General features: G+C 62.3%; 26 protein-coding genes. 12 read left to right on the forward strand and 14 right to left on the reverse strand.

Annotated features, from left to right (window positions below; translation table 11 throughout):
* Positions 1 to 49 precede the first annotated feature (49 nt).
* The 3 genes from BM234_RS04410 to grxD are packed head-to-tail and all read left to right on the forward strand — an operon-like array spanning position 50 to position 891.
* On the forward strand, positions 50 to 283 hold the full coding sequence (locus BM234_RS04410; protein ID WP_092060958.1) for a BolA/IbaG family iron-sulfur metabolism protein: 234 nt from the start codon (positions 50 to 52) through the stop codon (positions 281 to 283).
* A gap of 7 nt (positions 284 to 290) precedes the next feature.
* Positions 291 to 506 carry a hypothetical protein gene (locus BM234_RS04415; protein WP_092060960.1) on the forward strand — a complete coding sequence of 72 codons (216 nt, stop codon included), beginning with the start codon at positions 291 to 293 and terminating at the stop codon, positions 504 to 506.
* Positions 507 to 519: 13 nt separating this feature from the next.
* Complete coding sequence (gene grxD, locus BM234_RS04420) at positions 520 to 891, forward strand: Grx4 family monothiol glutaredoxin (RefSeq protein WP_092060962.1); 372 nt, start codon at positions 520 to 522, stop codon at positions 889 to 891.
* Positions 892 to 989: 98 nt separating this feature from the next.
* On the opposite strand, the gene BM234_RS04425 is transcribed toward grxD, so the two are convergent.
* Together BM234_RS04425 and BM234_RS04430 are read right to left on the reverse strand one after the other, a co-directional pair.
* Entirely contained in the window at positions 990 to 1379 is a 390-nt protein-coding gene (locus BM234_RS04425; RefSeq protein ID WP_092060964.1) for a cell division protein ZapA, read from the reverse strand.
* Positions 1372 to 1974 carry a hypothetical protein gene (locus BM234_RS04430; protein ID WP_092060966.1) on the reverse strand — a complete coding sequence of 201 codons (603 nt, stop codon included), beginning with the start codon at positions 1972 to 1974 and terminating at the stop codon, positions 1372 to 1374. The genes BM234_RS04425 and BM234_RS04430 overlap by 8 nt, the downstream gene beginning before the upstream one ends.
* Positions 1975 to 2151: 177 nt before the next feature.
* Between BM234_RS04430 and tkt the strand changes: the two genes are divergently transcribed.
* On the forward strand, positions 2152 to 4176 hold the full coding sequence (tkt, locus tag BM234_RS04435) for a transketolase (protein WP_092060968.1): 2025 nt from the start codon (positions 2152 to 2154) through the stop codon (positions 4174 to 4176).
* A gap of 164 nt (positions 4177 to 4340) precedes the next feature.
* On the opposite strand, the gene BM234_RS04440 is transcribed toward tkt, so the two are convergent.
* Together BM234_RS04440 and BM234_RS04445 are read right to left on the reverse strand one after the other, a co-directional pair.
* Entirely contained in the window at positions 4341 to 5318 is a 978-nt protein-coding gene (locus BM234_RS04440) for a DUF808 domain-containing protein (protein ID WP_092060971.1), read from the reverse strand.
* Between the two features lie 102 nt (positions 5319 to 5420).
* Positions 5421 to 6275, reverse strand: coding sequence for a formate/nitrite transporter family protein (locus tag BM234_RS04445; protein ID WP_092060973.1), 855 nt, complete (start codon positions 6273 to 6275; stop codon positions 5421 to 5423).
* A 116-nt stretch (positions 6276 to 6391) separates the two neighbouring features.
* Between BM234_RS04445 and BM234_RS17425 the strand changes: the two genes are divergently transcribed.
* A complete protein-coding gene (locus BM234_RS17425; RefSeq protein WP_175501193.1) occupies positions 6392 to 6535 on the forward strand; it encodes a hypothetical protein in 144 nt (47 codons plus the stop codon).
* Between the two features lie 101 nt (positions 6536 to 6636).
* Positions 6637 to 7638 (forward strand): type I glyceraldehyde-3-phosphate dehydrogenase, encoded by a 1002-nt coding sequence (gene gap, locus BM234_RS04450; protein ID WP_092060975.1) that lies wholly within the window; start codon positions 6637 to 6639, stop codon positions 7636 to 7638.
* Between the two features lie 49 nt (positions 7639 to 7687).
* On the opposite strand, the gene BM234_RS04455 is transcribed toward gap, so the two are convergent.
* Positions 7688 to 8233: an RSP_2648 family PIN domain-containing protein gene (locus BM234_RS04455; protein WP_092060977.1), complete on the reverse strand. Its 546-nt coding sequence runs from the start codon at positions 8231 to 8233 to the stop codon at positions 7688 to 7690.
* Positions 8230 to 9426 (reverse strand): RSP_2647 family RNA methyltransferase, encoded by a 1197-nt coding sequence (locus tag BM234_RS04460; protein ID WP_092060979.1) that lies wholly within the window; start codon positions 9424 to 9426, stop codon positions 8230 to 8232. The genes BM234_RS04455 and BM234_RS04460 overlap by 4 nt, the downstream gene beginning before the upstream one ends.
* Before the next feature lie 137 nt (positions 9427 to 9563).
* On the opposite strand from BM234_RS04460, the gene edd reads away from it, so the two are divergent.
* Both edd and BM234_RS04470 read left to right on the forward strand, forming a co-directional pair.
* Positions 9564 to 11369: a phosphogluconate dehydratase gene (gene edd / locus BM234_RS04465; protein ID WP_092060981.1), complete on the forward strand. Its 1806-nt coding sequence runs from the start codon at positions 9564 to 9566 to the stop codon at positions 11367 to 11369.
* Between the two features lie 71 nt (positions 11370 to 11440).
* Positions 11441 to 12082: a bifunctional 4-hydroxy-2-oxoglutarate aldolase/2-dehydro-3-deoxy-phosphogluconate aldolase gene (locus BM234_RS04470; protein ID WP_092060983.1), complete on the forward strand. Its 642-nt coding sequence runs from the start codon at positions 11441 to 11443 to the stop codon at positions 12080 to 12082.
* A 3-nt stretch (positions 12083 to 12085) separates the two neighbouring features.
* Here BM234_RS04470 and BM234_RS04475 read toward each other — a convergent pair whose 3' ends face one another.
* Both BM234_RS04475 and BM234_RS04480 read right to left on the reverse strand, forming a co-directional pair.
* Positions 12086 to 12355 carry a hypothetical protein gene (locus BM234_RS04475; RefSeq protein ID WP_092060985.1) on the reverse strand — a complete coding sequence of 90 codons (270 nt, stop codon included), beginning with the start codon at positions 12353 to 12355 and terminating at the stop codon, positions 12086 to 12088.
* On the reverse strand, positions 12339 to 15125 hold the full coding sequence (locus tag BM234_RS04480; protein WP_092060987.1) for a bifunctional [glutamate--ammonia ligase]-adenylyl-L-tyrosine phosphorylase/[glutamate--ammonia-ligase] adenylyltransferase: 2787 nt from the start codon (positions 15123 to 15125) through the stop codon (positions 12339 to 12341). Before BM234_RS04480 ends, BM234_RS04475 begins: the two co-directional genes overlap by 17 nt.
* Before the next feature lie 92 nt (positions 15126 to 15217).
* Between BM234_RS04480 and BM234_RS04485 the strand changes: the two genes are divergently transcribed.
* The 4 genes from BM234_RS04485 to BM234_RS04500 all read left to right on the forward strand — a co-directional run bounded on the left by BM234_RS04485 (position 15218) and on the right by BM234_RS04500 (position 17631).
* The gene (locus BM234_RS04485) at positions 15218 to 15685 is read left to right on the forward strand and encodes a YbaK/EbsC family protein (RefSeq protein ID WP_092060989.1); all 468 of its coding nucleotides are present in this window, start codon (positions 15218 to 15220) and stop codon (positions 15683 to 15685) included.
* A 111-nt stretch (positions 15686 to 15796) separates the two neighbouring features.
* Positions 15797 to 16216, forward strand: a complete 420-nt coding sequence (locus tag BM234_RS04490) for a DUF2852 domain-containing protein (RefSeq protein WP_092060991.1) — start codon at positions 15797 to 15799, stop codon at positions 16214 to 16216.
* Between the two features lie 71 nt (positions 16217 to 16287).
* On the forward strand, positions 16288 to 16734 hold the full coding sequence (locus BM234_RS04495) for an RDD family protein (RefSeq protein ID WP_092061374.1): 447 nt from the start codon (positions 16288 to 16290) through the stop codon (positions 16732 to 16734).
* Between the two features lie 84 nt (positions 16735 to 16818).
* Positions 16819 to 17631: an arginyltransferase gene (locus tag BM234_RS04500; RefSeq protein ID WP_092060993.1), complete on the forward strand. Its 813-nt coding sequence runs from the start codon at positions 16819 to 16821 to the stop codon at positions 17629 to 17631.
* Between the two features lie 60 nt (positions 17632 to 17691).
* On the opposite strand, the gene BM234_RS04505 is transcribed toward BM234_RS04500, so the two are convergent.
* From BM234_RS04505 to ligA, 6 genes are all read right to left on the reverse strand, one after another.
* On the reverse strand, positions 17692 to 20052 hold the full coding sequence (locus tag BM234_RS04505; RefSeq protein WP_092060995.1) for a TRAP transporter large permease subunit: 2361 nt from the start codon (positions 20050 to 20052) through the stop codon (positions 17692 to 17694).
* Between the two features lie 18 nt (positions 20053 to 20070).
* Positions 20071 to 20922: a TRAP transporter small permease subunit gene (locus tag BM234_RS04510; protein WP_425439223.1), complete on the reverse strand. Its 852-nt coding sequence runs from the start codon at positions 20920 to 20922 to the stop codon at positions 20071 to 20073.
* 152 nt (positions 20923 to 21074) lie between these two features.
* Positions 21075 to 22160, reverse strand: a complete 1086-nt coding sequence (locus BM234_RS04515; protein WP_092060998.1) for a TRAP transporter substrate-binding protein — start codon at positions 22158 to 22160, stop codon at positions 21075 to 21077.
* Between the two features lie 345 nt (positions 22161 to 22505).
* Positions 22506 to 22628 (reverse strand): hypothetical protein, encoded by a 123-nt coding sequence (locus BM234_RS17735; protein WP_281247929.1) that lies wholly within the window; start codon positions 22626 to 22628, stop codon positions 22506 to 22508.
* An 80-nt stretch (positions 22629 to 22708) separates the two neighbouring features.
* Entirely contained in the window at positions 22709 to 24799 is a 2091-nt protein-coding gene (gene recG, locus BM234_RS04520; protein ID WP_092061000.1) for an ATP-dependent DNA helicase RecG, read from the reverse strand.
* A complete protein-coding gene (ligA, locus tag BM234_RS04525; RefSeq protein ID WP_175501194.1) occupies positions 24796 to 26919 on the reverse strand; it encodes an NAD-dependent DNA ligase LigA in 2124 nt (707 codons plus the stop codon). Before ligA ends, recG begins: the two co-directional genes overlap by 4 nt.
* Positions 26920 to 26958: the final 39 nt, after the last annotated feature.

Raw genomic sequence — 26958 nt, forward strand, 5'->3', positions numbered from 1 at the left:
CCGCCACCCGATCTCTACATTTGAAAGCAACCCCAAAGGAGCGCCCTTCATGCCCATCACAGCCTCGGAAATCGAGAGTCTGATCCGCGAAAGTTTCCCCAATGCACAAGTGACCGTGCAAGGAGACGACGGCGCGCATTTCGCCGCCGAAGTTGTGGACGAGTCCTTCCGTGGCAAGAACCGGGTCCAGCAACAGCGCGCCGTCTATTCCGCCCTCAAGGGCAAGATGGACGGATCGCAGGGGGAACTTCACGCGCTCGCGCTGACAACCCGAGCCCCGTGACCTATGTATGAGTTCGATCGATCCGGATCTTCTTCGCGCCCTCAAGGCGCTCTGTCTTCTGCTTCCCTTCGTCGCCATCTTCCTTTGGGCGGCGTGGCTGGAATTGCGCAGATGGTGGCGATATGGTCCGGCGGAAAACCAGAGGTCGCGCTTTCCCATCGATGAGGGCGCACCGAGCTACGAAGATCCGGACGAGCCCAAGCCTCGCCCCGCAGATGATTAGGAAAGGGTCCCAGATGACCGATACCACAGACGCCAAGACCCATATCGCAGACACCGTGAAGGCCAACGACGTGGTGCTTTTCATGAAGGGCACCAAATCCATGCCGCAGTGCGGGTTTTCCTCCCGCGTGGCTGGGGTGCTCAACTTTATGGGCGTCGAGTACAAGGATGTGAACGTCCTGTCCGACGAGGGCATCCGTCAGGGGATCAAGGATTATTCCGACTGGCCGACGATCCCGCAGCTCTATGTAAAGGGCGAATTCGTGGGCGGCTGTGACATCATCACCGAGATGACCTTGTCGGGAGAATTGGACGGCCTGTTCGAGCAAAATGGCGTGACCTTTGACAAGGACGCCGCCGAAAAGATCCGCGAAGCCAACGCCTAAGCGCACAAGACACAGAGTTTAGTACTCGGAAAAGTCAAAGGCCGCGCCCCGATCAGGGACGCGGCCTTTTTCGTGATCATCAAAAGGTTAGGCGCGGCTCAGGTCGTCTCTTCTTCTTCTTCCACGCGCTCGGCCAAAGATTCAGCGCGGGCCGCGAGCTCGGCCAGCGTTTCGGTGACGCTTGGTGGGATGACCGGCACCTCGACCCGCTCGGGCGGCGCGGCCTTGATCGTCTCAAGCTCCCGCTCCAACCGGCGGATCTGGCTTTCGGCGGCGTGCAACTGATCCTGCATTCCGGCCGTCTTGTCCGCCAACATCAACCCGGACATGAGCAAGACCCGATCCTCGGGCAAGCGCCCCACCTGATCCAATACGACCTGCGCCTCTGCATCGAGAAGCGCCGCGGCGGAGCGCAGGAAATCCTGTTCCCCGTCCTGACAGGCCACCTGAAAGGGCCGACCGCCAATTGTAATGGTGACTTCAGGCATTCGCCGTCTCCGCATGTTGGGCTTCACCCTCAAGCACCGGGGCAAGCGCGGCCAGAATCGCGTCGAGTTCAGCAACCTCCGCCGACCGTGCCGCGTGGAGCGCGGCCAGTTCGATCTTCATCGCGTCGTTGATAAGCTGGGCATCGGGCACGCCCGTTTCCACCACCTCGCGCAGCGCGGCATTGGTCTCGCGAAGCTGCGCATTGATCGTCTTGAGCTTTTGCAGTTCGCTGTCGAGCGCCCCCATCGCCTGGGTCTGGGCATCGAGTTGCCCTGCGATGCGCCGGATCTGATCCTGCTGTTGCTGCGCCGCCTCGGCAAGCTGGCTCTCTGCCTCGTCTGCGCGGGCGACGGCCTGTGCGGCCACATCTTCGGCCTCGGCCACTTTCTGGGCGGCGTCTGCGGCCTGCATCTGGGCCTCTGCGGCCTGCGATTCCAGATCGGCGCGTTGCTCCTTCGCGGCATTCAATTCCGCCCGGAGCGCCTCCGTTTCTTCCGGATCGGCGACCGGCCGCGCGGCGAGCGCGTCAATCCCGCGTCCGACGCGGTCCAACGCGGCGCTGATCCTCTGCTGGTAGTCTTCGATATCACTCATCACTGCCCCTCATGCTGCCCCACCCGGGGCGCGTTTACGCGATTTTGACACTGTGCACGCGCGGAATCAATGCCTTGTGGGCCTGCCTTCACGCAACCGCCCAATCCGCGGCTTGCACTTCGCTTCCTGCCTGCTATGCAACGCTGAAAGCCTGCTTAGAAAGGATAAAGGGTCGACATGGATATCGAAGCTCTCCGCAACGCTCACCCCGAGCACTGGATGAAGGCCGCCGCGATCCGGACATTGACGCTCGACGCCGTCCAAGCCGCGAACTCCGGACATTCCGGCGCGCCAATGGGGATGGCGGATATCGCCACTGTGCTGTTCGAGAAACATCTCAAGTTCGATGCGGCCAACCCCGACTGGCCCGACCGCGACCGGTTCATCCTGTCGAACGGCCATGGATCCATGCTGCTCTATTCGCTGCTGCATCTGACGGGCTACGAAGACATGACCCTCGACGAGGTCAAGAATTTCCGCCAGTGGGGCGCCAAGACGGCGGGCCACCCGGAATATGGCCATGCCAAGGGTATCGAGACAACGACCGGCCCTCTCGGGCAGGGTCTTGCAAACTCGGTCGGCTTCGCACTCGCCGAAGAGATCCTTCGCGCGCGTTTCGGGCGCAAGCTGGTCGATCACTATACGTACGTCTTCGCCGGAGACGGGTGCCTGATGGAAGGCGTGAGCCATGAGGCCATCAGCCTTGCCGGGCATCAACAGCTTGGAAAGCTGATCGTTTTCTTTGACGACAACGCCATCACGATCGACGGCAAGGTCGAGTTGTCCGACCGCACCAATCAGGTTGCGCGCTTCAAGGCCGCCGGATGGCATGTGCAGGAAATCGACGGCCATGATCCCGTGGCCATCGACGAAGCCATCGTGAAGGCAAAAGCCTCGCGCCGTCCGTCCATGATCGCCTGCAAAACCCACATCGCGCTTGGGTCTTCGGCGCAGGATACCTCCAAGGGTCACGGCGCGCTGACTGATGCGACGCTGATCGCCGATACCAAGGCCGCCTATGGCTGGACCACCGGCCCGTTCGAGATCCCCGCCGACATCAAAAGCCAGTGGGAAGAGATCGGCCGCCGGGGCCGCGCAGAGCGCACCGCATGGGAAGAGCGCCTTGCCGACAGCGGCGCCAGCAAGCAGGCGGAATTCGCCCGTACGCTCGCCCGCGAACCCTCCAAGCGGCTCTCCGCGACGATCAAGGCGCTGAAGAAGCAGGTTTCCGAGGGACAGCCCAAGGTCGCCACGCGGAAAAGCTCCGAAATGGTGCTGGAGGTGGTCAACCCGATCATGAAGGAAACCGTGGGCGGCTCTGCGGATCTTACCGGTTCCAACAACACGCTGACCGCCGATCTTGGTGTGCATGACGCCTCCAACCGCAAGGGGCGCTATATCCACTACGGTATCCGCGAGCATGGCATGGCCGCGGCAATGAACGGTCTTGCCCTGCATGGCCAGATCCGCCCCTATGGCGGCACCTTCATGGCCTTCACCGATTATGCCCGTCCCGCGATGCGCCTTGCCGCGCTCATGGGTATCCCGACCGTTTTCGTAATGACTCACGACAGCATCGGCCTTGGCGAAGACGGCCCGACTCACCAGCCGGTTGAGCATCTGGCGATTTCCCGCGCGACGCCCAATACCCACGTCTTCCGGCCCGCCGATACGGTGGAAACCGCCGAAGCTTGGGAACTCGCGCTGACCGCGACCGCGACGCCTTCGGTTTTGTCGCTGACCCGTCAGGGGCTTCCGACCGTGCGGATGGAGCACAAGACGTCAAACCTGACCGCCCGTGGCGCCTACGTTCTGGCCGAGGCCGATGGCAAGCGTCAGGCAATCCTGATGGCGACCGGATCCGAAGTTGCCATCGCGCTCGAAGCGCGGGAGATCCTGCAGAAGGAAGGCATCGGCACGCGCGTCGTTTCCATGCCCTGCTGGGAGCTTTTTGCCGAACAGGATGACACCTATCGCCGTCGCGTTCTGCCCGGCGGCCCGGTTCGCGTCGCCATCGAGGCAGGCGTCCGTATGGGATGGGATCGCTGGCTGTTGGGTGAGCGCGGCAAAGAGGCCAAGGCCGATTTCGTCGGCATGACCGGATTTGGCGCCTCTGCACCTGCACCAACGCTCTATGAGAAGTTCGGGATCACGGCTGAAAACACCGCCGACAAGGTGCGCAAGCTCCTCGCCGGAAGCTGAGGAACAGCCCCGTCAGGACGGCGCTCTGGCGCGCCATGACGGGGCATGTAGCCTTATGACCTGAGTACGAAAAAGCGGCCCCGCAAATGTTTGCGGGGCCGCTTCTCATTGGATCTCTGCACGAAAAGAGGGCGGCACCGCCACCCTCAAAGTGGTGGGCGAGTCTAGTGCGCCGTCTCTCCGGAGCCAAAGACCGATGCCCAAAGCGGCGCGATGATCTTGGTCCCGACGGGGATCAGCACAAGCCCGAGCGCCACGCCCAGCACACCGTCAATCGCCGCAGTGACGATCCACTCCACGCTGCTCACAATCCCTTCGGGGGCAAGATGGCCCACGGCGACGGCGGCATGATGAATGATTTCCTCAGGGGCGTGCCACCCAAGCTCCGCAAAACCATGCACGATGATTGATCCGCCGACCCACAGCATGGCCGCCGTGCCAATCACGGTTAGGGCCTTCATGAGAAAGGGCATCGCCCGGACGATTCCTCGGCCAAGCGCCCGCGTCAGGCCAAGCTGCCCGTTCTCTGCCATGAAAAGGCCCGCATCGTCGGCCTTCACGATCAGCGCAACGGAGCCATAGACCGCAAGGGTGATCATCACGGCCACAACCGCAAGCGTTGCCGCTTCCATCCAGAAGCCCGAGGGCGGGATCGCTGAAAGCGCGATGGTCATGATCTCTGCCGAAAGAATGAAATCGGTCTTGATCGCGCCCTGCACCTTTGCCTCTTCGAGATGGGCGGGATCTTCGTTCTTGTGGCTGCCGTCCGGTCCCCCGTGTTCGGCCCCGATCCCGACGGCATGGGCGATTTTTTCCGCGCCCTCAAAACACAGGTAACACCCGCCCAGCATCAGCAGCGGCGCGATGAGCCACGGCGCGAAAGCCGACAGGGCCAACCCGACCGGCAGCAGGTACACCAGCTTGTTGATCAACGAGCCACGGGCGATCTTCCAGACGATGGGCAATTCCCGCGCGGGCGCAAAGCCCTGAACGTATTTCGGAGTGACGGCGGCATCATCGATCACCGCACCCGCAGCTTTGGCCCCAGCCTTGGCCGCCTGCCCCGCGATATCGTCCACGGAGGCCGCGGCGACCTTTGCGATCCCCGCGACATCGTCCAGAAGTGCCAACAAACCGCTCATATCGCCCTCTCCGTTGCTTTCGGCCAAACCTAGCGGGCGTACGGGCCAACGCAAGGCGAGCGAGGAATTTACCTTGGGAATCCCCCGCTCAGCACCCGTCGATCAGATTTCCTCACGCACCTGCGCAAAGGTCATCACCGCGAAAATACCGGTCCCGCCAATGACATTTCCCGCAAAGGCAGGGAAAATACCGCCGAAGATAGCCGAACTGACGCCAATCTCTCCTCTCAGAACAAGCAAGAAGAGTTCCGTCGCCCCGGCCACGACGTGGGACATTTCGCCAAATCCGATCATGAAGGTGATGATGAAAATCATCAGCACCTCACCAGCCCCCTCCATGCGCGGCAGAATCCACACCAGCGCCGCGATCATGAACCCGGCTGGCATACCCCGCACCAGATGCTGCCATGGGGTGGCTTCGGCGTAGTGACGCGAGACCTTGAGCACCCCTTCAAAGCGTTCCTGCGGGATCAGATCGCCATTGCTCATCACCACCGCAGCCACGAGGCAACCGACCATATTTGCCGTGAAGACAATGAGCCAAAGCCTTGAAATCTTGAACATCTTCTTCCACGAAGGATCAATGAACATCGGCAGGATCGGGGTGATCGTGTTCTCGGTGAAAAGTTGCATCCGAGCGAGGATTACGATCAGGAAGCCGACCGTATAGCCGATGTTGGACACCGCCCCGGCCCAGTCCGCGTCCGGCAGGACCGATACGAAAAGCCCTTTGCACAGCACGGAGGTGCTGATGGCGATCCCCGCAGTAACGCCCGACCACCACAGCGCCGAAAGCGGACGTTTGAGTTCGTGGTCCCCCTCGCGCCGGATCGCCTCAAAGATCACGGAGGTGGGCACATGCTCCATCTCGGAGACCTTCTGACTCTCCTCGTGGTTCAGGTTGGCCTGTACCTCTCCCTCGTCGTCACGGGTCTTGTTGTCGTCCTGCTGCGTCATGGCACGGGCCCTTTTTATGATCACGCAATGATAGTGCGCGAAGCGGGCCACTCAAGCTGCGTGACAGTGGGGCGTGTATTTGCCATGACGGACTGGCCCACTGCCCGGAGACCCGGATGACAAACACGCTTGCCCTGACCCTCGCCGTTCTGCTTCTCGGAGCGCTCAGCCTCGATCTTTGGCTTGACGGCGGCGCCGGGGCACTGTTTCTCGCGCGTAAGGGCGTTGCGCTCATCGAATGGCTGGCAGTCTGGCGCTAACATTGCCGTCATGCGGTTGACCTTCGCCCCGAAATGCGGACCCTTGCGCCCAAACCGGGCCATTGGTCCGGTGGCGGACGCCAATTGAGGGAAGGACTGACATGGCACTGAAAGTTGCAATCAACGGATTCGGGCGCATCGGGCGCAACGTGCTTCGTGGAATAGTGGAATCGGGTCGCACCGATATTCAGGTTGTCGGGATCAACGATCTCGGGCCGGTGGAAACCAATGCCCACCTGCTTCGGTACGACAGTGTGCATGGCCGGTTTCCCGTCGAAGTGAAAACCACCGAGGACACGATTGACGTGGGCTATGGCCCGATCAAGGTGTCTGCGGAGCGGAACCCGGCGGACCTCAAGTGGGGCGACGTCGACATCATTCTGGAATGCACCGGTATTTTCACCTCCAAGGAAAAGTGCCAGCCGCACCTGACCACCGGGGCGAAGCGGGTGCTCATCTCCGCCCCCGGCGCGAACGCGGACAAGACGATCGTCTATGGTGTGAACGACGACACGCTGACAGCCGATGATCTGATCGTTTCCAACGCATCTTGCACAACCAACTGTCTGTCGCCCGTGGTCAAAGTTCTCAACGATACGATTGGCCTCAAGCGCGGCTTCATGACCACTGTCCACAGCTACACCGGCGATCAGCCGACGCTCGACACCATGCACAGCGACCTCTATCGCGCGCGTGCCGCGGCGACCAACATGATCCCGACTTCCACCGGTGCGGCCAAGGCTGTGGGGCTCGTTCTGCCCGAACTCGCCGGTAAGCTTGACGGTGTGGCGATCCGCGTGCCCACGCCCAACGTTTCGGTGGTGGATCTGACGTTTGAGGCCAACCGCGACACCACCGTGGAAGAGATCAACGACGCAATCCGCGCTGCGGCCGATGGGTCGCTCAACGGCGTTCTGGGGTATACCGATGCGAAGCTGGTGAGCCAGGATTTCAATCACGATCCCCGCTCGTCCATCTTTGCGACGGATCAGACCAAGGTGATGGACGGCAACCTTTGCCGCATCCTGACCTGGTACGACAACGAATGGGGCTTCTCCAACCGCATGGCCGATACCGCCGTGGCGATGGGCAAGTTCCTCTAAGACTGTCTCAATAGACGACCCGAAGCGCCCGCCTTTCCGGCGGGCGTTTTCACATCGCCTCGACCGCTTTGCCAAGCCGGGGCAACCGGGCCTTCTTCATCAGGCTCCGCAGGGGCCATGCCTCCCCCGAAAGACGCTGCGCCTCGGCGCGAACCACGTGCACCACCTGTGCCACCTCCTTCGGCGCCTCTGCGAACCGGGCGCGCAGAAACTGATCCGCGTCCATCCGAAGCAGCCCCTCTTCCTCAAGGATGTTCCGGGGGAAGTCCTTGGCATTCATCGTCACGATATAATCCGCGCTGCCCGCGATGGCCGCGGCAAGCACATGGGTATCGGCCGGGTCGGGCAGCCAGAGACGATCCTCAAGTGAGGGGGGATAGGTGATTTCCGCATGTGGCCAGCGAAGGCGCAAGGCGGCGATTTCCGCCCGCGCCAACGGCTCTGCCTCCGGCCCGATCTTCACGGTGGCGCGCGCCCACTCCTCAAGGATCCGTGCGGACCAGAGCGGTGTAAACAGCCCTTGCGCAGCGACGCCCAAAAGCACTTCGCGCATCACCGTCGGATAGAGAACGTTGGCATCGAGCAGCGCCTTCATAGGCGGTAGAAGAGAGCCTTCAGATAGCCGGATTCGGCAAGCTGGGGCAGCAACGGGTGATCCGGCCCGGCAAAACCGGTATTAATAAGCTGTCCGGCCCGCCCCGCCTTGCCAATCCCGCGCGTACACGCCGCCCGAAACTCTTCGAGCGAGGCCGCGTGGGAACAGGAACACAGCCCGAGATAGCCACCCTCATCCACGAGGGTTGCAGCCATCCGTGCGATCCGCTCATAGGCGCGAAGGCCCGCATCCAGTGTTTTCTTCGATGGCGCGAACGAGGGCGGATCACAGATCACGATATCATACCGCGCGCCCTCTTCTGCCAGCGCGGTCAAGGTATCGAACGCATCGCCGCGCCGGGTGGCAAAACGGTCGGACATGCCCCCTGCGGTTGCGCCTTCCTCAGCCAGAGCGAGGGCCGCGGCGGAGCCGTCCACCGCAAGCGCCTCCGTCGCGCCGCCCGCAAGCATGGCGAGCGAGAAGCCCCCCACATGGGAAAAGACATCAAGCACGCGCGCACCCTTGGCGAGGCTCGCGGCAAAGGCATGGTTGGGCCGCTGATCATAGAAGAGCCCGGTCTTTTGCCCGCCCAACAGATCGGCGTAATAGGTCGCCCCGTTCATCGGCACGGGGACCGGTCCGGACGGAGTTGTTCCGCGCACGACCTCCAGCACCTCCGGCAGCCCTTCGAGCCCCCGCGCCCGGCCCGTTCCGTTCAGGATGACGGTGGACACGCCCGTCGCCTCGATCAGAGCATCGGCGAGCAGGTCGAGCCGCGTATCAGCCCAGGCCGCGTTTGGCTGTACCACCGCGATGTCGTCGAACCGGTCGATCACAACGCCGGGCAGCCCGTCGCCCTCGGCGTGGACGAGCCTATAGAACGGCGCATCATAAAGCCGCTCCCGAAGCTCCAGCGCTTTTCGCAGCCGCGTAAGGAACCATGCCCCGTCGATCTGGGCCTCCGGGTCGCGGTCCAGCATCCGGCCAAAGATCCGGCTGTTGGGATTGACCGCCACGAGGCCCATCTGCGCGCGCGCGTCATCTTCGAGAATGGCGACGGCCCCCGGCGGAATCGCCTTGGTGCGCCGGTCGGTGACCAGCTCATTGTCATAAACCCAAGGCGCGCCATGGCGTATTGCGCGGGCGTTTGCCTTGGGACGGAGGCGGATTACCGGTCGGTTCTCTTGTGTCATGGCGCGTTCCTACTAACATTCATTGCAAGAGGGAAGCGCCCCTGCATCGCGCAGGTGCGGGATTGCCCTCAACAAATCTTGTTAGCGCTAACGCCATCTGTTACACCCCGAGGCGAGGGAAAAGGAGAGTCGCAGCCATGTCACTCAACAGCACCGTCTCCGACGTTACTGACCGCATTATCGAACGTTCACGCGCACCGCGGGAGGCCTATCTGAACAAGATGCGCCAAGCCGCCGAAGAAGGCCCCCGGCGCGCGCATCTTACCTGTGGCAATCAGGCCCATGCCTATGCCGCGATGGGTGACGACAAGGCCGCGCTGGCGGAAACCCATGCGCCGAACCTCGGGATCATCACCGCCTATAACGACATGCTCTCGGCCCATCAGCCGTTTGAGACCTATCCGGCCGTGATCCGGGAAGCAGCCCGCCGCGTAGGCGGCACCGCACAGGTCGCGGGGGGCGTTCCGGCCATGTGCGACGGGGTCACCCAAGGGCAGGTCGGCATGGAGCTTTCGCTGTTCTCCCGCGATGTGATTGCCCTCGCCGCCGGAGTTGGCCTCAGCCACAATACCTTTGACGCGGCGGTCTATCTTGGAGTTTGCGACAAGATCGTTCCCGGCCTTGTGATTGCGGCGGGGACATTCGGCTATATCCCATCAATCTTCCTGCCCGCAGGTCCAATGCCCTCGGGCCTGCCGAACGACGAAAAGGCGAAGGTCCGCCAGCAATTCGCCGCCGGCGAAGTGGGGCGCGAAGCGCTCATGAAGGCGGAAATGGCAAGCTATCACGGGCCGGGCACCTGTACGTTCTACGGCACGGCAAACTCCAACCAGATGCTGATGGAATTCATGGGCCTGCACCTGCCCGGTGCCTCGTTCGTCAATCCCAACACGCCCCTGCGGGAGGCGCTGACAGTCGCCGGAACGGAACGCGCCTTGCAGATCACGGCGCTTGGCAACGAATACACGCCCGTATGCGATATTCTGGACGAAAAGGCTTTTGTGAACGGGATCGTCGGGTTGATGGCGACGGGCGGCTCGACCAACCTCGTGCTGCATCTGCCAGCGATGGCCCGCGCCTGCGGCGTCATTCTCGAACTGGAAGATTTCGACGCTCTGTCCTCCGTCACGCCGCTTTTGGCGAAGGTCTATCCAAACGGCCTCGCCGACGTGAACCACTTCCACGCCGCAGGCGGGCTTGGCTATATGATCGGCCAACTGCTGGAGGTTGGCTTGTTGCATCCCGATACCAAGACCGTCGCGGGCGACGGGCTCTCGCTTTATACCCAAGAGCCGAAACTAACCGATGGCCGCGTGACATGGGAACCCGGCGCGAAGGACAGCCAGAACGACAAGATCCTTCGCCCCGCATCCGAGCCATTCCAGAAATCGGGCGGCCTCGTACAACTTGACGGGAACCTCGGCCACGGGATGATGAAGGTTTCCGCCGTTGCGCCAGAGCGTCACATCGTTGAGGCAAAGGCCCGCGTTTTCGAAGATCAAGCTGACGTCAAGACGGCCTTCAAGAACGGCGAGTTCACCGAAGACACCGTTGTCGTTGTCCGCTTTCAGGGGCCGCAGGCGAACGGGATGCCGGAACTTCACTCCCTCACGCCGACGCTCGCGGTCTTGCAGGATCGGGGCCTCAAGGTCGCGCTGGTGACGGATGGCCGCATGTCCGGCGCTTCCGGCAAGGTGCCATCGGCGATCCATATAAGCCCCGAAGCGGCCGCTGGCGGGCCTTTGGCCAGAGTGCACGACGGAGATGTGATCCGTGTCGATGCGGTCAGCGGCAAGATCGAGAACCTCGCGGAGGATTTCGACAGCCGTGAGCCGCTGGTTCCCGATCTTACCGGCAATGGGCACGGCATCGGGCGTGAGCTTTTCGCCACCTTCCGCAAAAACGTCGGCCTAGCCTCCAACGGCGCGGCGGTTGTCGTCTGAGAACCGCTGCGCTACTCCTTCCCTCGACCCAATAGACCGCCCTCGCGCGGTCCAGATCCGGAGACGATATAATGACCCCCCAAGAGGCGAGCCGCAAAAACGAAGACCTCTGCCGCCGCGCTCCCGTGATTCCAGTGCTCGTCCTGAAGGACGCCGCCACGGCAAGGCCGCTGGCCGAAGCGTTGGTCAAGGGCGGGCTGCCCGCGCTCGAAGTGACCCTGCGCACGGACGCCGCATTGGACGTGATCCGCGAAATGTCGCAGGTCGAGGGCGGGATCGTCGGTGCTGGGACGCTGCTCACCCCCAAGGATGTCGAAGCGGCGAAGGAGGCTGGCGCGCTCTTCGGGGTATCGCCCGGCGCGACCGACCGGCTGTTGGATGCCTGTGAGGAGATGGACCTGCCGCTGCTGCCCGGAACGGCGACCCCGTCCGAAGCGATGCGCCTGTACGAACGCGGCTATACAGTTCAGAAGTTCTTTCCGGCGGAATCCAACGGCGGCGCACCAGTCCTCAAGGCTTGGGCCGCACCTTTGCCGCAAATCCGGTTCTGCCCCACGGGTGGTGTTTCACCGGCGAATGCCGCGGATTACCTTGCCCTGCCCAACGTGCTTTGCGTCGGCGGAAGCTGGGTCGCCCCCGCGAATGCGATCGAGAGCGGCAACTGGGCGCATATCGAACAACTCGCGCGCGAAGCGGCCACCCTCGCCCGCTGAACGCTAGTTCCTGCGACCGCGCCAGCCGCCACGGCGGCGCGGAAGCCCTCCGCCCTCCGATCCCTCGCGCAGGACCGCCGTCATGGGATGCTGCGGCGCACCGGCCTCATAGCGAGCCAGCAAGGCGCCGATGGCCGCTTTCGGATCACCTTCGGTTGGCACCGAAAGCGCCCAATCCAGAAAAATCGAGCGGCATTGCTCTGCGGTGATATCTTCGATCCGATAGGCTTCGCGGATCAATCCGCGCGGATCCGCGTCATCCGTTGTCGTCATCTGTTCCATCCAATGCCCTATCTATGATTCCGGCCGCGCGGTTGCTCAGATCGACAAGCCGGGCGATGAAATCCTCAAGGGTTTCTTCCCGCGCGTGATCAAGCAAGAAGCGCCGCGCCCCAAGCCCCATTGTTTCGGGCTTTGGTGTAGTCTCCGCGATCAGCCGCGTCGAGACCAGAAGTAACACACAGAGATCATGAGAATTTTTCAAGGTAAGCGCCTCGGCCCGGCTCACCAGCCCAAGCCGCCGTGCATGAACGAGGCCGCGCACAGTCTTGCGATCGGACCGACCGGCAAGCACGGTTGCTGCTTGCGAGAAGATTTCGATATCTTGCAACCTGCCCGCTCCGATCTTGGGGTCGAGCGGCCCGTCGGGAGATTTCGCGGCGGCGATGCGCGCGCGCATGTCGGACACGTCCTTCAGCAGCGCCGCACGATCCCGCGGGGCGGACAGAACCTCCGCGCGCACCGCTTCGATATCGGCGGCAAGATCCTCCTCCCCCGCAAGGGGCCGCGCGCGGGTCAGGGCGAGATGCTCCCAAGTCCAGGCGTCTTCTCTTTGATAGCGCTGAAAGCTGGCGAAGCTTGTCGCCACCGGCCCCTGACTTCCCGAAGGACGCAGGCGCATATCCACCTCATAGAGCCGCCCGCCCGCCATCGGGGCCGAAAGCGCCGTGACCAAGGCTTGGGTCAGGCGCGCAAAATACGGCCGCGCCGAAAGCGGCCGGCGGCCATCGCTCATCGCCTCGCCATCCGCATCATAAATCACGATCAGATCCAGATCCGAGCGCGCATTCGTGCGCCCCGCCCCCAGCGACCCCATCCCGAGCACCACCGCACCGCGACCGGGAGGGCCCCCGTGGCGGTGCGCGAAATGAGCCACCACCGCGGGCCAGAGCGCCTTGATCACGGCTTCGGCAAGCTGCGCATAGTCCCGTCCGGCCTCTTCGGCGGAGATCAGCCCGCGCAGATGATGGACACCGATCCGGAAATGCCACTCCCGCTGCCAGCGCCGCGCGGCGTCCAGCTTGCGCTCATAATCATCCTCCCCCGCAAGCCGCTGCTCCAGCGCCCGGACCAGCGCCGGAACGCCGGGCCAGTCGGAAAAGAAATCCCCGTCGATCACCGCGTCGAACACGGCAGCATTGCGGGACAAATGCGCGCCAAGCGCAGGGGATATGGCGCAGATGTCAATCAACAGGTTGATAAGCTGCGGGTTGGCCTCAAAGAGCGAGAAAAGCTGTACCCCGGCAGGAAGCCCGCGCAAGAAGCCGTCAAACGCCAAAAGCGCCTCTTCGGGTCGGTCCGCATCGCCCAGCAGGGTCTCTATCTCGGGACGCAGCCGGCCAAATATTTCCTGCGCACGTGCGCTTCTGAGTGCCGGATAGCTCAACCAGCGGCTTGCCACCTCATCGGGAATCGCAGGGGTTTCTGGCTCGCAGGTCTGGCCGCGGTCCGGGGCGAAGAACCCTTCGATGAGGCTCTGCACTTCCTCAAGCCCGTCCTTGATCTCCCGCCGTAATGTGGCCTGATCCTGTCCCATAAGGGCGGCGAGCCTGTCGAATCCTGCGTCGGTCCGGGGCAGATCGTGGGTCTGCACGTCGCCGATCATTTGAATCCGGTGTTCCACTTCGCGGTGTTGGCGATAGCGCAGGATCAGCCGGTCCGCCACGTCCTGCGGCACCCACCCCTTTGCCGCCAACCGGCGCAACCCCTCCACTGTGCCCCGCACGCGCAATTCGGGATCGCGCCCCCCGGCGATGATTTGCTGCGTCTGGGTGAAAAACTCGATCTCCCGGATGCCGCCGCGCCCGAGTTTCATGTCGTGCTTCTCCAGCGTGATCGCCCCGTGGTGCCCCTTGTGATCCCGGATGCGCAGACGCATGTCGTGAGCATCCCGGATCGCGGCAAAATCAAGGTGACGACGCCAGACAAACGGGGTCAATTCCTTGAGAAACCGCTCCCCCGCGTCCAGATCCCCGGCGCAGGGGCGTGCCTTGATATAGGCCGCGCGCTCCCACGTTCGCCCGAGGCTTTCGTAATACCGCATCGCCCCTTCCATCGAGAGCACAACCGGCGTCACCGACGGGTCAGGGCGCAGGCGCAAATCCGTGCGAAAGACATAGCCGTCGGCGGTATTGTCCGACAGCATTGCACAGAGCTTGCGCGTGGCGCGGACGAGGGCTTGGCGCGCTTCGGCGAAATCCTCGGGGGCATATCGGCTTTCATCGAAAAGACAGATCAAATCGATGTCGGAGGAATAATTCAGCTCCCCCGCGCCCATTTTCCCCATGGCGAGCGTCACAAGCCCCCCCGTTTCGCCTTCGGCCTCCTCAACGCCCGGAATGCGCCCCCGGCGGATCTCTGCCCCGACACAGGTCAGGAGCGCCGCATGGGTTGCGGCATCCGCGAACCGCGTCAAACCGCCCGTGACCTCTTCGAGCGCCCAAACCCCGCCAAGGTCCGCCAGCCCGACGAGAAGGGCCACGCGGCGCTTGGCCCTCCGCAGGTCCCTTTGCATGGCGTCGGCATCAAGTGCGCGCACATCACGAAGAACACCTTCAAGCGCCGCTTCGGGATCGTCCAGCGCGGCAGGCCACCAATCCGCTTCCTTCTCGATAAGACCCTTGAGATAGGGGCTGCTCCCTGCCGTTCCCCGGATCAATTCGGCAAGCTCAGGCGAGAGTCCGTCAACAAGCGGCGCGATTTCCGCCGCGTGATCAGGCTCATAGGGATGGGGCGTGCGGGTCAGACGGCTTGCAAAACTCATGGGTCAAAGTCTTGGATCGTCCGGTTCGCTCGGTCAATGGGCTTGCACGGGATCGGCGCCGCTTCTACCGCTTGGGAAAACGGAGCGCCCCCATGAGCAAAAGCCTCGCCCGCGTCAAAGCGGCCCTCACAGAGCTTGGCATTGACACCACCATTGTCGAGGCCGGTCAGACGCGCACCGCGCAGGAGGCCGCGGACGCGGTTGGACGCGCGGTGGATCAGATCGTGAAATCCCTCATCTTTCGCGGTGAAACCAGTGGGGAGCTTCTTCTCTTTCTCACCGCGGGTGGCAACCAGGTTGATCCCGAAGCGGCGAGCGCGGTAGCCGGAGAACCGCTCGGCAAGGCCGATGCAACGGTCATCCGTGCCAAGACCGGCTTTGCAATCGGGGGCGTTGCGCCGGTGGGGCACCTCTCGGCGATCCGCAGTTTTTTGGATCCCCGGCTGCTTGATTTCGCGGAGATATGGGCCGCAGCGGGCACTCCGCGCCACGTTTTCTCAATTTCCCCGCAGAAATTGGCTGACGCAATAAGTCCGCAAGTTACTGAGTTTGTGATATAAAACATAAATATGTAAAAAACATTCACATCCCCTCTTGCAAAGCGAGCCGGTAAACACGATCTCCTATAATGTGAAAACGCTTCACATTAGATCCAACACCGGAGAAACCGCATGACACATGCCCTCAACACCTCAACCACCCAACCGATCAATTGGCTGAACCGCGCCGAAGCTTGGCTTGATAGCAAGGGCAAAGGCGCTTGGATTGCGGCCATGGTGCTCGGCTTCATCTTCTTCTGGCCCGTCGGCCTTGCCTTCCTCGCCTATATGATCTGGAGCAAACGCATGTTTTCGAAATCCTGCCGCACATCCCGCCGCACCCAAGCTGGCGTTGTCTTCAAACCCTCGGGCAACAGCGCCTTCGATGCCTACAAGTCGGATATGCTTCAGCGCCTGCAGGATGAGCAGCAACAGTTCGAAGACTTCCTCGAGCGTCTGCGCGCAGCCAAGGACAAATCAGAGTTCGACCAGTTCATGGATGAACGCACCCGTGCCCACAAATCCGACGACGCACCGCGCGACGAGGCGTGAGCAACCGCCGCTTTCCCGGGCCCTTTGCGGGCCCGGTTGATCCTTCCGTTCACACTGACCATATGGCCGACATGACATATACAGACGCCCTGCCCGATCCCGACCACCAAGCTGAATTCTACGCCGACACCGTGATGAAGCGCTTTTTGGCGTGGATCGTGGATGCGATCATGATCGCGGTGCTGACGGTGTTGGTCCTGCCGTTCACCGCCTTTACCGGGATCTTCTTCTTTCCCGCCCTCATGCTCGTGCTCGGTTTCATCTACCGCGTGACCACGCTCACGGGCCGTTCTGCGACATGGGGCATGCGCCTCTTTGCCGTGGAGTTCCGCGACCGGACCGGCAAACGGTTCGATCTTGCCACCGCTTTCTTGCATACGGCGGGCTATAGCATTTCGATGGCGATGGCTCCGCTGCAACTGATCTCCATCATCCTGATGCTCGTTTCATCCCGCAAACAGGGTTTGACCGATCACATACTGGGAACAGTCGCGGTTAACGGGCGCGCCCTATCCTAAAGGGTACGTTTTCGCCATTTTTGCGGGCTTGGCGAGGGCGTTAGGGGTTGCTATCGTCCATCGTGTTAAGGAGTACGCGACACGATGCGCCACACGCTTCCCCTCGCCCCTCAGTTTTATGTTACGGCACCGCAGCCCTGCCCCTATCTGCCCGGCAGAATGGAGCGAAAGCTTTTTACATCGCTCCAAGGGACAACGGCCGAAGAGCTTAACGGCGCTCTCTCACAGCAGGGCTTTCGCCGGTCTCAGAATGTGCTCTACCGGCCCGCTTGCTCGGAATGCACTGCCTGCCTCTCGGCGCGGATCGACATCAGCCGCTTCAAGCCCTCCAAGAGCCAGCGCCGCGCGCTCAACCGCAATGCCCGGCTCGAACGGCGCGCCACATCCCCATGGGCGACGGATGCGCAATACGCGCTCTTCCGCAAATACCTCGACAGTCGCCACGCCGATGGCGGGATGGCCGATATGGATGTGTTCGAATTCGCCGCGATGATCGAGGAAACGCCGATCCGCACCCGCGTGATCGAATATTCAGACCGCGACACCGGTGCGCTGGTCGCCGTTTGCCTGACTGACGTTCTCGATGACGGGGTCAGCATGGTGTATTCCTTTTTCGATCCGGAGTTCGAAAAGGATTCCCTCGGCACGTTCATCATTCTCGACCATATCCAGATCGCGCGCGAGGCGGGTTTGCCCTATGTCTACCTCGGCTATTGGGTCCCGGGCAGCCCCAAGATGCACTACAAGGCGCGCTTTACCGGATTGGAGGTCTATGCCGACGGGGCGTGGCAGATCATGAGAGACCCCGCCGATTATGAGGGGCAATCTCACCCTCTGGCCGTTGATCCCATCGCTGAACAAGTGGCGGGTATTTCCCTGCCGGATATGTGCCGCTAAGCCGCCATTATATCGCGGGAAGTTTGACACGCGGGCCGGTTGGCCCGCGTTTTTCGTTGATCAGTTCGGCATGAGCGCCGGCACGATCGTGACGATCGCCGGGAAGAACCACAGGATCGCAAGGCCAAAGACCTGGATGAGCACAAAGGGCGCGACGCCGCGATAGATATGCCCGGTCGTCACTTCCTTTGGAGCCACCCCGCGCAGATAGAACAGCGCGAAACCGAAGGGCGGCGTCAGGAACGACGTCTGCAGGTTCACCGCGACCATGATCGTCACCCACTTGGGGTCGAAGGTGCCGCCGTAGATGACCGGCCCGACGATGGGGATCACGATGTAGATGATCTCCAGAAAATCGAGCACGAAGCCGAGGATAAAGAGCACCAGCATCACGATCAGGAAGACGGTGAACTCGCTGTCGAAACTCTTGAGGAACTGCTGAATGTAGTGCTCGCCACCGAAGGAGATCACCACGAGGTTCAGCAATTGCGAGCCGATCAGGATGGTGAAAACCATCGATGTCACCTTCGCCGTCTCCCGCACCACCGGTGTCAGGATCGCCGCGCGGAACAGCACCCAGCACGAATACAGCAGGCCAAACGCCGCAAAGAGATAGGCCCCATAAGCGGCAAAGAAGGCGAACCAATTCTCAAAGCTGGTCTCGGACGTGTTGACCCGCGTATCGAAATTCGCGCCGATCAGGATCGACAGCCCGATGGCGAGGCTGGCCCAGATGATGATCTGGCCGGAACGCCCCTCATCATGCAGACGGCGATAGGCCGCGAGCATCAGCGCCCCAGCCGCACCAAGGGCGGCAGCCGGCGTCGGGTTGGTGATCCCGCCGAGGATGGAGCCAAGCACCGCCACGATCAGGACCAGCGGCGGAAAGACAACGCGAATAAGCTCATTCTGACCAAGCCGCGCGGCGGCCGTCCGGCAGGCCCAAAGCCCAAGCAGAACGGGCGCCGCGAGCAAAAGCCATGTGGCCAGAGATGAGGTCGTCGGCCCGATCACGAGGATGTCGAGCAGCAAGACCGCCACAAGACCAATCCCCCCGAGCAAGAGCGGGGTCGGACTTGCCGACGGCGCTGCGCCGCGCGCGGTGACCAGAACGAGGCCCATCATCACCACCATCACGGAAACTCCGGTGCCGATTGGCGGAGCGTCGGCAATGGCTGTCGCGCGGGCATCTACCATCTGCTCTTCGGTACGTTTCTGCGCGGCTTCGACTCCACCTGCGGCGTCGATTTCCGCTTGCAGGGCAACGGAGGCATCCCAAGCCTTCTGTCCGTGAAGCTCTATCATGGCCGCCTTGCATTCCGGTCCGACCCGAGTCCGCAGATCCGCCGTTTCGCCAGCGTCGCTGTAGCGGTCGATACTGATCGACTGCGAGCCGACAATATCGAGTGTGCCCAGCAGAAGCGCGCCACCGATCAATGCGGCAGGTGCCAGAAGGTACCATGTCAGGCGCTCTGACCGGGTGGTAAGCTCACCGGTGGCGGCACCATCGCTGATCGCGACGGCGGGAGCCTTGGAGGGGTTGAAAAGCGCAAACCCGAAGGCATAGAGCGCATAAAGCAACGCCAGAAGGATGCCCGGAAGAAGTGCCGCCTGAAAAAGCGTGCCGACCGAAAGCACCGCCGGCTCCCCGAGATAGGTAAGTGCATCGGTACAGCCGGCCTCCACCGCGCGGGTTTCCTGCGCCGCAGCATACAGATCGCCAGCGAGCGTGCCCAGCAAGACGATGACGATGGAGGGCGGAATGATCTGGCCCAAGGTCCCCGAGGCCGCGATGACCCCGGTGGAAAGTTCTGGCGAATAGCCGTTCCGCAGCATCGTCGGCAGGGAGAGCAAGCCCATCGTCACGACCGTCGCACCAACGATCCCTGTCGAAGCGGCGAGGAAGGCCCCCACCACGACCACCGAAACCGCAAGCCCGCCCGGCAGTGGCCCAAAGACCCGCGCCATGGTGGTCAGCAGGTCGTTCGCGATCCGCGACCGTTCCAGCGTGATCCCCATGAGGACAAACATCAGAACCGCAAGGAGCGTCTCGATCGACTGGCCCGCCAGCACGCGTTCATTGATGCGGTTGACGATGAAGGAGAGGTTGCGATCCAGGGCGGTTTCCCAGCCCTGGGGAAAGACGGATTCCCCCACACGCGGCAAATCAGGGTAGCGGAAGACCGAGATCACATCGGACCGTATCCCCTCCGCCAGAAGCGCCCTATAGGGCTCGCTGCCCGTGTCGATCGCCTGATGGATCAACAAGCCCGCTCTGTCGAGTGCGGCGATGATCGCGAAGGAAATCGCGCCCGCACCGCCGATGGCGAAGGCGACGGGAAACCCCGAAAGAATGCCTCCGAAGAGGCAGAAAAAGACGATGATCAGGCCGATCTCGACGCCGTCTAGTCCGAATAGCATGGTTGTCCCCTGCCCTTTTTAGTGGGTGCCCTCATAGGCTTCCTGTCCCTCACCGAGGGTGTCCCTGTCGAGATATCGTCCTTCGGACTCCGGCCCTTCCTTCCACTCCAGCCATGAGCGCCAGAAGAAGGCCCACGACTGGAGGAAGACCAGCCCGGCAAAGAGCACGAGCAGAACCTTGAAGAGAAAGTACCCGTCAAACCCGTTCGGCGAGAAGCCGATCGTTTCCACATTCCAGCGGAAGGCGCGCGCCTTCATCAAGAGCCGGTCGAGTTGTTCGGAAGCCGAGGGTTTCGGGACGATGAGATGCCGCCAGAGGAAATACCAGCCGTACATCCAGATGATCACAGCCATGGGCATCATGAAGATCGCGGATCCGATCATGTCGAGCACGCGTTTCGCTCGGTGCCCCACAGCGGAATAGATAAGATCCACGCGCACATGCCCACCCTGAACGAAGGTGTAGGAGACGCAGAGAGCAACAACGAGCGCGTTGTAGAATTTCAGCTCTTCCGCCCACCAGGAAATGTCCTTGGTCAGAGGAATGCCAAACCCGAGCGATATGTCGACCCGCGCGAAAATCCGTTGGATGAAGACGATCACAACTTGCTGGATCACCATGGCAAGCCCCGCCCACGCGGCGATGCGCCCCAGCCAATTGAACGCGAACTCGAATCCCCGGACCGCCCCCCACAGGAAGCTGCTCGAGTAGAACCCGATAAACGTGACGACGAGCAGCGCGGTGAACACCACAAAGAAGAATTCCACCGACCCGCCGTAGTAGACGACCCGCATGACCGCCTCGGGGTTCGACCAGTCGAGCCACAGGCTTGGATGGCTGAGCGCGTAGGCCGCGTTGACGAAGGCCATCGCGAGATTGCTGACCACCCAGACGATCCCGTCCGCGAGCCCCGTCAGGAAATTGATGTCGGCCGTTTCCTCCAACGTCCCTGTCCTTTGTTGATGGTTCGGAATAACGCGGAAGGGCCCGCGGACGGGCCCTTCCTTGACTCAGGGCGGGTTCAGCCGCCGAGAACGCGGTTGCGCTGCGCGGTATAGGCGCTGTCGGACACGGTCGCCCAGCTTGCCGAGGCGCGCATGGATTTCTCGAAGCTCTCACGGATGTCCGCATAGAGAGAATCGTCCATGTACTCGTCGAGCGCTTTGGACGACGCCGTGCCGAAGGCATCCCAGACATCGTCGGGGAAGGACATCAGCTTGGTCCCGCCGGACTGAAGCCGCTGCAGCGCCGCGCCGTTGTTGGCGTTGGACTGTGCGAGGTTCCAGTGGTGCGTGGCCATGGCCGCCTTTTCGACGATGCCCTGGTGCGCGGGCGAGAGGCTGTCCCACACGTCGCGGTTCATCGCAGTCGAAAGCGCCGAACCCGGCTCGTGGAAACCGGCGGTGTAATAGTACTCGCACACTTCCTGAAGGCCCATGCGTTCATCGGCGAGCGGACCGATCCACTCGGCACCGTCGATCGCACCGGAGGACAGCGCCTGATAGATCTCGCCGCCCGGCACGTTCTGTACGGAGGCGCCGGCAATGGCCAGCGCGCGCCCGCCAAGGCCAGGCATACGGAATTTCAGACCGTTGAGATCGTCAGCAGAGTTGATTTCCTTGTTGAACCAGCCGCCGGGCTGCATGCCCGTGTTCCCGGCAAGGAAGGATTTCAGGCCAAAGATCTGGCCGAGCTGATCGTGAAGGTCGGCGCCGCCCCCATGCAGGTACCAGTTGATCATTTCCTGCGCGGTGCCGCCGAACGGAACCGCGGTAAAGAAATAGTACCCCGGGTGCTGACCACCGAAATAATAGTCGGCAGAGTGATACATGTCGGCCTGACCGGCGGTCACGGCGTCAAAAACCTCAAAAGCCCCAACGAGCGAGCCTGCGGGGCGCTTGTCGATGGTCAGTTGCCCGTCGGTCATCTCGGTGATGGCCTCGGACAGGAAAACGGCTGCGTCATCAAAAACCGCGAACCCGTCGGGCACGGATGTAACCATGGTAAGTGTGCGTTTGCCCTGTGCATAGGCCGGTGCGGCCAGACCCGTTGCCGCAGCAGCCGAGCCACCAACAGCGGATGTCTTTAGAAAAGAACGACGATCCATATATTTATTCCTCCCAGAATGTACGGCGCGGTCTCTCCATCCGTGCCGACCGTTACAGTGCGGCGAACCTAACGGCCAAAGTCTGTTTGTGGAATACCGTCGTGTGCCGAATCTTGTCTCCTTCGTACAGTTTATGGGTGACGTCGGAGACAAACCTGCCCGGCGCGTAAGATGACTCTCCGCAGGGTTGTGAACTGCCCAAAAAAAAGCCGCCGCGCATCGTGAAGATGGCGGCGGCAGATGCAATCTCGGTGGCAGACGGGTGGGTCGTCGATGCAGGCAGGCAAAACCGCATCTTGCGCCGATGGGACAGGCGCCCCACCCGAACCGAGGATCGCAGGCAGACTAGAACGGTGCGGAAATCCAGAGCCCGCAAAGCAGCATGACACAAAGGGCGGCCCCCCCGAGCATATCCTCGGCAAGTGCGCCCCGGTTGTTGGACAAGATGCGTCGCAGTTCGCTTATCATGGCTTGGCTCCCTCAATTTCCGACTCTGTTGCCACTTTGTTCTCATACGGAACGGAACCTGTAAAGAACTTTTTAGGAACTTAGCCGATCGAGATGAGCCGGATCGCCTTGTCTTGCTCCATAAGCCAGAGCAGAACCCGCGCCGCACGACCACGCGGCGACTCGAGTTTTGGGTCATCATTCAACAACTTGCGGGCATCGCTCTGTGCAATTGCCAATAGGCCCGCTTGCCGTTCCAGGTCCGCGATCCTGAACCGGGGCAACCCGGATTGAGCGGTGCCGATCAGATCCCCTGCGCCCCGGATCTCCAGATCCACTTCGGAAATCCGAAACCCGTCCTCCGTTTCGCGCAGCGTGGTAAGCCGCCGCTCCGCGGCCTCCCCCAACGGCGCCTTGTAGAGAAGAAGGCAGGTCGACGCATCGCTCCCGCGCCCGACACGCCCCCGCAACTGGTGAAGCTGAGCCAGCCCAAAGATTTCGGCCCGCTCGATCACCATGATGGTCGCATTCGGAACGTTGACGCCAACCTCGATCACGGTCGTCGCCACCAGAACGGACGTCTCCCCCCGGGTGAAGGCGGCCATGGCCGCGTCCTTCTCCGCGGGCGGCATCTGACCATGCACAAGGCCGACCGCCGCTTCGCCCAAGGCGGCGCGCAAAATCTTGAACCGGGTTTCCGCCGAGGTCAGATCGCGGGTTTCACTTTCCTCAACCAGCGGGCACACCCAATAGGCCTGCCGTCCTTCGGCCACTGCGCGGCGCAGATGATCGACCACCTCATCCATACGCTCGACCGACACCATCGCCGTTGTCACCGGTTTTCGACCGGCGGGTTTCTCATCGAGCACAGAGACATCCATATCCCCGAATTGCGCCAGCGACAGGCTGCGCGGAATGGGCGTCGCCGTCATCACCAGCACATCAACCGCCTGCCCCTTGGCCCCAAGCAGCATCCGTTGCGCCACGCCGAACCGGTGCTGTTCATCGATCACGGCAAGGCGCAGGTCGGCAAAGCTCACATCTTCCTGAAAGACCGCGTGGGTTCCGACGAGAATGGATATCTCACCAGCCTGTAGCGCCGCCAGCTTGGCCCGGCGCTCACCCCCGGAATCCCGGCCGGTGAGCATATCCAGCACGACGCCCGCATCGGCGGCCAGCGGGCGCAACGCCTCCAGATGTTGCCGGGCGAGGATCTCTGTCGGGGCCATCAAGACCCCCTGCCCGCCAGCTTCCACCGCAATGAGAAGCGCCATGAAGGCCACCAGCGTCTTGCCCGATCCGACGTCCCCCTGCAGCAATCGGTTCATGCGTTCCGGCGCGGCCAGATCCGCGGCAATATCCCGGATGGCCCTTGTTTGCGCCGATGTGGGTTTATACGGCAGCGCCCCCAGAACCCGCGTCTGCAACGCTCCCGTCTCGACAGTTTGCCGCCCGGCACTGCGCCGGCGAGCAGCCCGCGCCAGAGCCAGCGTCAACTGATGAGCCATAAGCTCGTCATAGGCGAGCCGCATCCGCGCCGGCGAGCTGGGCGCGAGATCCCCCGCAGCCTCCGGATGGTGTGCCGCCTCCAACGCCGCGCGCCAACCAGGCCAGCCCGCATCCGCCTTCTGCGCGGGATCGATCCACTCCGCCAATTCCGGCGCACGGCTGAGCGCGGAGGCAATTCCCTTTGCCATGGTCTTGCCGACCACCCCGGCGGTGAGCGCGTAGACAGGTTCATAGTCCGGAATTTCGGCGGCGTCTTCGAGCGGGACAACATGATCGGGGTGCACCATTTGCGCGACCCCATCGAAAAGCTCTGCCTTGCCGGACACCAGCCGCCGTTCGCCCTCCGGCAGGAGCCGCTGCAGATACTCCCCCCGCGACTGGAAGAACACCAATTGGAACTCCGTCCGACTGTCGCGCACCGTGATCCTGTAGGGCCGGCCCTTGGTCCGGGGCGCGTGATGCTGGACGATTTCAACCTCGACCGTCACCACATCCGGCAAATCAGCATCCAGAACCGACGCGCGCCTGCGCCGATCCACGCCGGAAATCGGCAGGTGGAACAACAGATCTCGGGGCCGCTCCAAAGCGATCCCAGCGAGATGCTGTGCCGTGCGGGGACCGATCCCAGCCAGCGTTTCCAAATCCGCAAAAAGCGGAAACAGGATCTCTGGCCGCCCGCTCATTCCACGCCGATGAGACGGAGCCAGCCATCCTCGTCGATCGTGTCGACGCCAAGCTCCGCCGCCTTTTTCGCCTTGGACCCGGCACCCGGTCCGGCAATCAACAGGTCCGTCTTGGCGCTGATCGAGCCCGACACCTTCGCCCCCAACGATTCCGCGCGGGCCTTTGCCTCTGCTCTGGTCATTTTCTCCAGCGTGCCGGTAAAGACGAGCGTCTTGCCCGCGACCGGGCTGTCACTCGCGAGAGCCTCTGCATCCTGTATATCGAGGCAGGCCGCCAACCGATCAATCGAGGCTCGCTCCGCCTCTTGCCGAAAACTCGCGGTCAGGGACGTGGCCATCACCGTCCCGACACCATCGATCCCCAGAAGCTCCTCCCACGCAGGCGTCCCCGGCTCTGCCGCATCCATCGCGGAAACGAAGGCGGCCCATGTTCCGTAGTGCCGTGCCAACAAACCTGATGCCTGCTCACCTACATGCCGAATACCAAGAGAAAATATGACCCGCGCAAGTTCGATTTTTCGTTTTTCATCAATTGCATCAAAGAGGTTTCTCGCGCTTTTCTCACCCCACCCCTCGCGGTTCTTCAACTGCCTCGGGCCAGACCCATAGCGATCACGGAGGGAGAAGATATCCGCAGGCTCCGCGATCCACCCATCGCGATAAAACTGCTCCACCTGTTTCGCCCCGAGGCCTTCGATATCAAACGCCGCGCGAGATACGAAATGCTTCATCTTCTCAACCGCTTGTGCAGGACAGATCATGCCGCCCATGCAACGGCGCACGGAATCGCCCTCTTCGCGGATCGCCTCGCTCCCGCATTCCGGGCAAACACTGGGGAAGGCATACGGCTCTGCATCCTCAGGACGCCGTGAAAGGTCGATATCCGCAACCTTGGGGATCACATCGCCCGCGCGATAAATCTGGACCCAATCCCCGATCCGGATATCCTTGCCCCCCCGGATTTCACCGCCCCTGCTGTCGCGGCCCGCGATGTAGTCCTCGTTGTGCAATGTGGCGTTCGACACGACGACGCCCCCGACGGTCACCGGGGTCAGTCGAGCCACGGGGCTCAGGGCACCAGTGCGACCGACCTGAATGTCGATGGCCTCAAGACGCGTCCAGGCCAATTCGGCGGGAAACTTGTGGGCAATCGCCCAACGCGGCGTGGTCGAGCGGAACCCTAGACGCGCCTGAAGCGCGAGGTCGTCTACCTTGTAGACCACGCCATCGATGTCATAGCCCAGCGTGGCGCGTTGCTCTTCGATCTCGTGATAGTGAGCGAGCATCTCTTCGGGGCTGGCACAAAGGGCCGTCAGCGGATTGGTCTGGAACCCCAGTTCAAAAAGCCGCGCTATCGCGCCGGATTGCGTCGCCGCCAACGGTTCAGAGATTTCCCCCCAAGCATAGGCAAAGAAGCGCAAGGGGCGGCGCTCGGTAATGCTGGCATCAAGTTGTCGCAGGGAGCCCGCCGCCGCGTTCCTCGGATTGGCGAAGGGCTTGTCGCCCGCCTTGGCCTGACGTTCATTGAGCGCCGTGAAATCCGCGTGGGACATATAAACTTCGCCGCGCACCTCGAGAATGTCAGGCGCACCGCTCAACCGTTGAGGGATATCCGTGATCGTACGGGCGTTCGCCGTGACGTTTTCACCGATGGCCCCATCGCCGCGCGTTGCGGCACGCACCAATGCGCCATCCTCATAGCGAAGCGACAGGCTAAGGCCATCAATCTTTGGCTCGGCGGTATAGCGAAGATCATCGCTAGCCCCGAAGTTCAGATACCGACGGATCGCAGCGTCGAACTCCGTGACATCCTCATCAGAAAACGCGTTTCCGAGGGACAGCATGCGAACCGAATGGGTGACCTTGGCAAACGCGCCCGACGGCGCCGCGCCCACACGGTCAGAGGGGCTGTCGGCACGTTTGAGATTGGCAAAGCGCGCCTCAATCTGCGCATTGCGCAACTTCAGGCGGTCATATGTGCCATCATCGATCTCGGGCGCATCTTCGGCGTGATACGCCAGATTTGCCCGACCAATCTCATGAGAAAGGCGCTGCAACTCCTTGCGCGCCTCTTCCTCAGTCAGTTTTTCGACCGGCTTGTCTTCGATCCCGCCCGACATGGCCTTCTCTCCTAGATCCCTCGACCTTGTGATAGGTTC

Source organism: Poseidonocella pacifica (assembly GCF_900111875.1).
GTDB classification, from domain to species: Bacteria; Pseudomonadota; Alphaproteobacteria; order Rhodobacterales; family Rhodobacteraceae; genus Poseidonocella; species Poseidonocella pacifica.

What these genes read in the sequence shown, in the direction of transcription:
- BM234_RS04410 (WP_092060958.1), top strand. Translation starts at nt 50, where the DNA reads ATGCCCATCACAGCCTCGGAAATCGAGAGTCTGATCCGCGAAAGTTTC.
- gap (WP_092060975.1), top strand. Translation starts at nt 6,637, where the DNA reads ATGGCACTGAAAGTTGCAATCAACGGATTCGGGCGCATCGGGCGCAAC.
- BM234_RS04515 (WP_092060998.1), bottom strand. Translation starts at nt 22,160, where the DNA reads ATGGATCGTCGTTCTTTTCTAAAGACATCCGCTGTTGGTGGCTCGGCT.
- BM234_RS04490 (WP_092060991.1), top strand. Translation starts at nt 15,797, where the DNA reads ATGACACATGCCCTCAACACCTCAACCACCCAACCGATCAATTGGCTG.
- tkt (WP_092060968.1), top strand. Translation starts at nt 2,152, where the DNA reads ATGGATATCGAAGCTCTCCGCAACGCTCACCCCGAGCACTGGATGAAG.
- BM234_RS04480 (WP_092060987.1), bottom strand. Translation starts at nt 15,125, where the DNA reads ATGAGTTTTGCAAGCCGTCTGACCCGCACGCCCCATCCCTATGAGCCT.
- BM234_RS04430 (WP_092060966.1), bottom strand. Translation starts at nt 1,974, where the DNA reads ATGAGTGATATCGAAGACTACCAGCAGAGGATCAGCGCCGCGTTGGAC.
- BM234_RS04425 (WP_092060964.1), bottom strand. Translation starts at nt 1,379, where the DNA reads ATGCCTGAAGTCACCATTACAATTGGCGGTCGGCCCTTTCAGGTGGCC.
- BM234_RS17425 (WP_175501193.1), top strand. Translation starts at nt 6,392, where the DNA reads ATGACAAACACGCTTGCCCTGACCCTCGCCGTTCTGCTTCTCGGAGCG.
- BM234_RS04445 (WP_092060973.1), bottom strand. Translation starts at nt 6,275, where the DNA reads ATGACGCAGCAGGACGACAACAAGACCCGTGACGACGAGGGAGAGGTA.
- BM234_RS04415 (WP_092060960.1), top strand. Translation starts at nt 291, where the DNA reads ATGAGTTCGATCGATCCGGATCTTCTTCGCGCCCTCAAGGCGCTCTGT.
- BM234_RS17735 (WP_281247929.1), bottom strand. Translation starts at nt 22,628, where the DNA reads ATGATAAGCGAACTGCGACGCATCTTGTCCAACAACCGGGGCGCACTT.
- BM234_RS04505 (WP_092060995.1), bottom strand. Translation starts at nt 20,052, where the DNA reads ATGCTATTCGGACTAGACGGCGTCGAGATCGGCCTGATCATCGTCTTT.
- BM234_RS04495 (WP_092061374.1), top strand. Translation starts at nt 16,288, where the DNA reads ATGACATATACAGACGCCCTGCCCGATCCCGACCACCAAGCTGAATTC.
- BM234_RS04485 (WP_092060989.1), top strand. Translation starts at nt 15,218, where the DNA reads ATGAGCAAAAGCCTCGCCCGCGTCAAAGCGGCCCTCACAGAGCTTGGC.
- BM234_RS04510 (WP_425439223.1), bottom strand. Translation starts at nt 20,922, where the DNA reads ATGGCCTTCGTCAACGCGGCCTACGCGCTCAGCCATCCAAGCCTGTGG.
- BM234_RS04475 (WP_092060985.1), bottom strand. Translation starts at nt 12,355, where the DNA reads ATGACGACAACGGATGACGCGGATCCGCGCGGATTGATCCGCGAAGCC.
- BM234_RS04470 (WP_092060983.1), top strand. Translation starts at nt 11,441, where the DNA reads ATGACCCCCCAAGAGGCGAGCCGCAAAAACGAAGACCTCTGCCGCCGC.
- edd (WP_092060981.1), top strand. Translation starts at nt 9,564, where the DNA reads ATGTCACTCAACAGCACCGTCTCCGACGTTACTGACCGCATTATCGAA.
- BM234_RS04460 (WP_092060979.1), bottom strand. Translation starts at nt 9,426, where the DNA reads ATGACACAAGAGAACCGACCGGTAATCCGCCTCCGTCCCAAGGCAAAC.
- recG (WP_092061000.1), bottom strand. Translation starts at nt 24,799, where the DNA reads ATGAGCGGGCGGCCAGAGATCCTGTTTCCGCTTTTTGCGGATTTGGAA.
- BM234_RS04440 (WP_092060971.1), bottom strand. Translation starts at nt 5,318, where the DNA reads ATGAGCGGTTTGTTGGCACTTCTGGACGATGTCGCGGGGATCGCAAAG.
- BM234_RS04455 (WP_092060977.1), bottom strand. Translation starts at nt 8,233, where the DNA reads ATGAAGGCGCTGCTCGATGCCAACGTTCTCTATCCGACGGTGATGCGC.
- grxD (WP_092060962.1), top strand. Translation starts at nt 520, where the DNA reads ATGACCGATACCACAGACGCCAAGACCCATATCGCAGACACCGTGAAG.
- BM234_RS04500 (WP_092060993.1), top strand. Translation starts at nt 16,819, where the DNA reads ATGCGCCACACGCTTCCCCTCGCCCCTCAGTTTTATGTTACGGCACCG.
- ligA (WP_175501194.1), bottom strand. Translation starts at nt 26,919, where the DNA reads ATGTCGGGCGGGATCGAAGACAAGCCGGTCGAAAAACTGACTGAGGAA.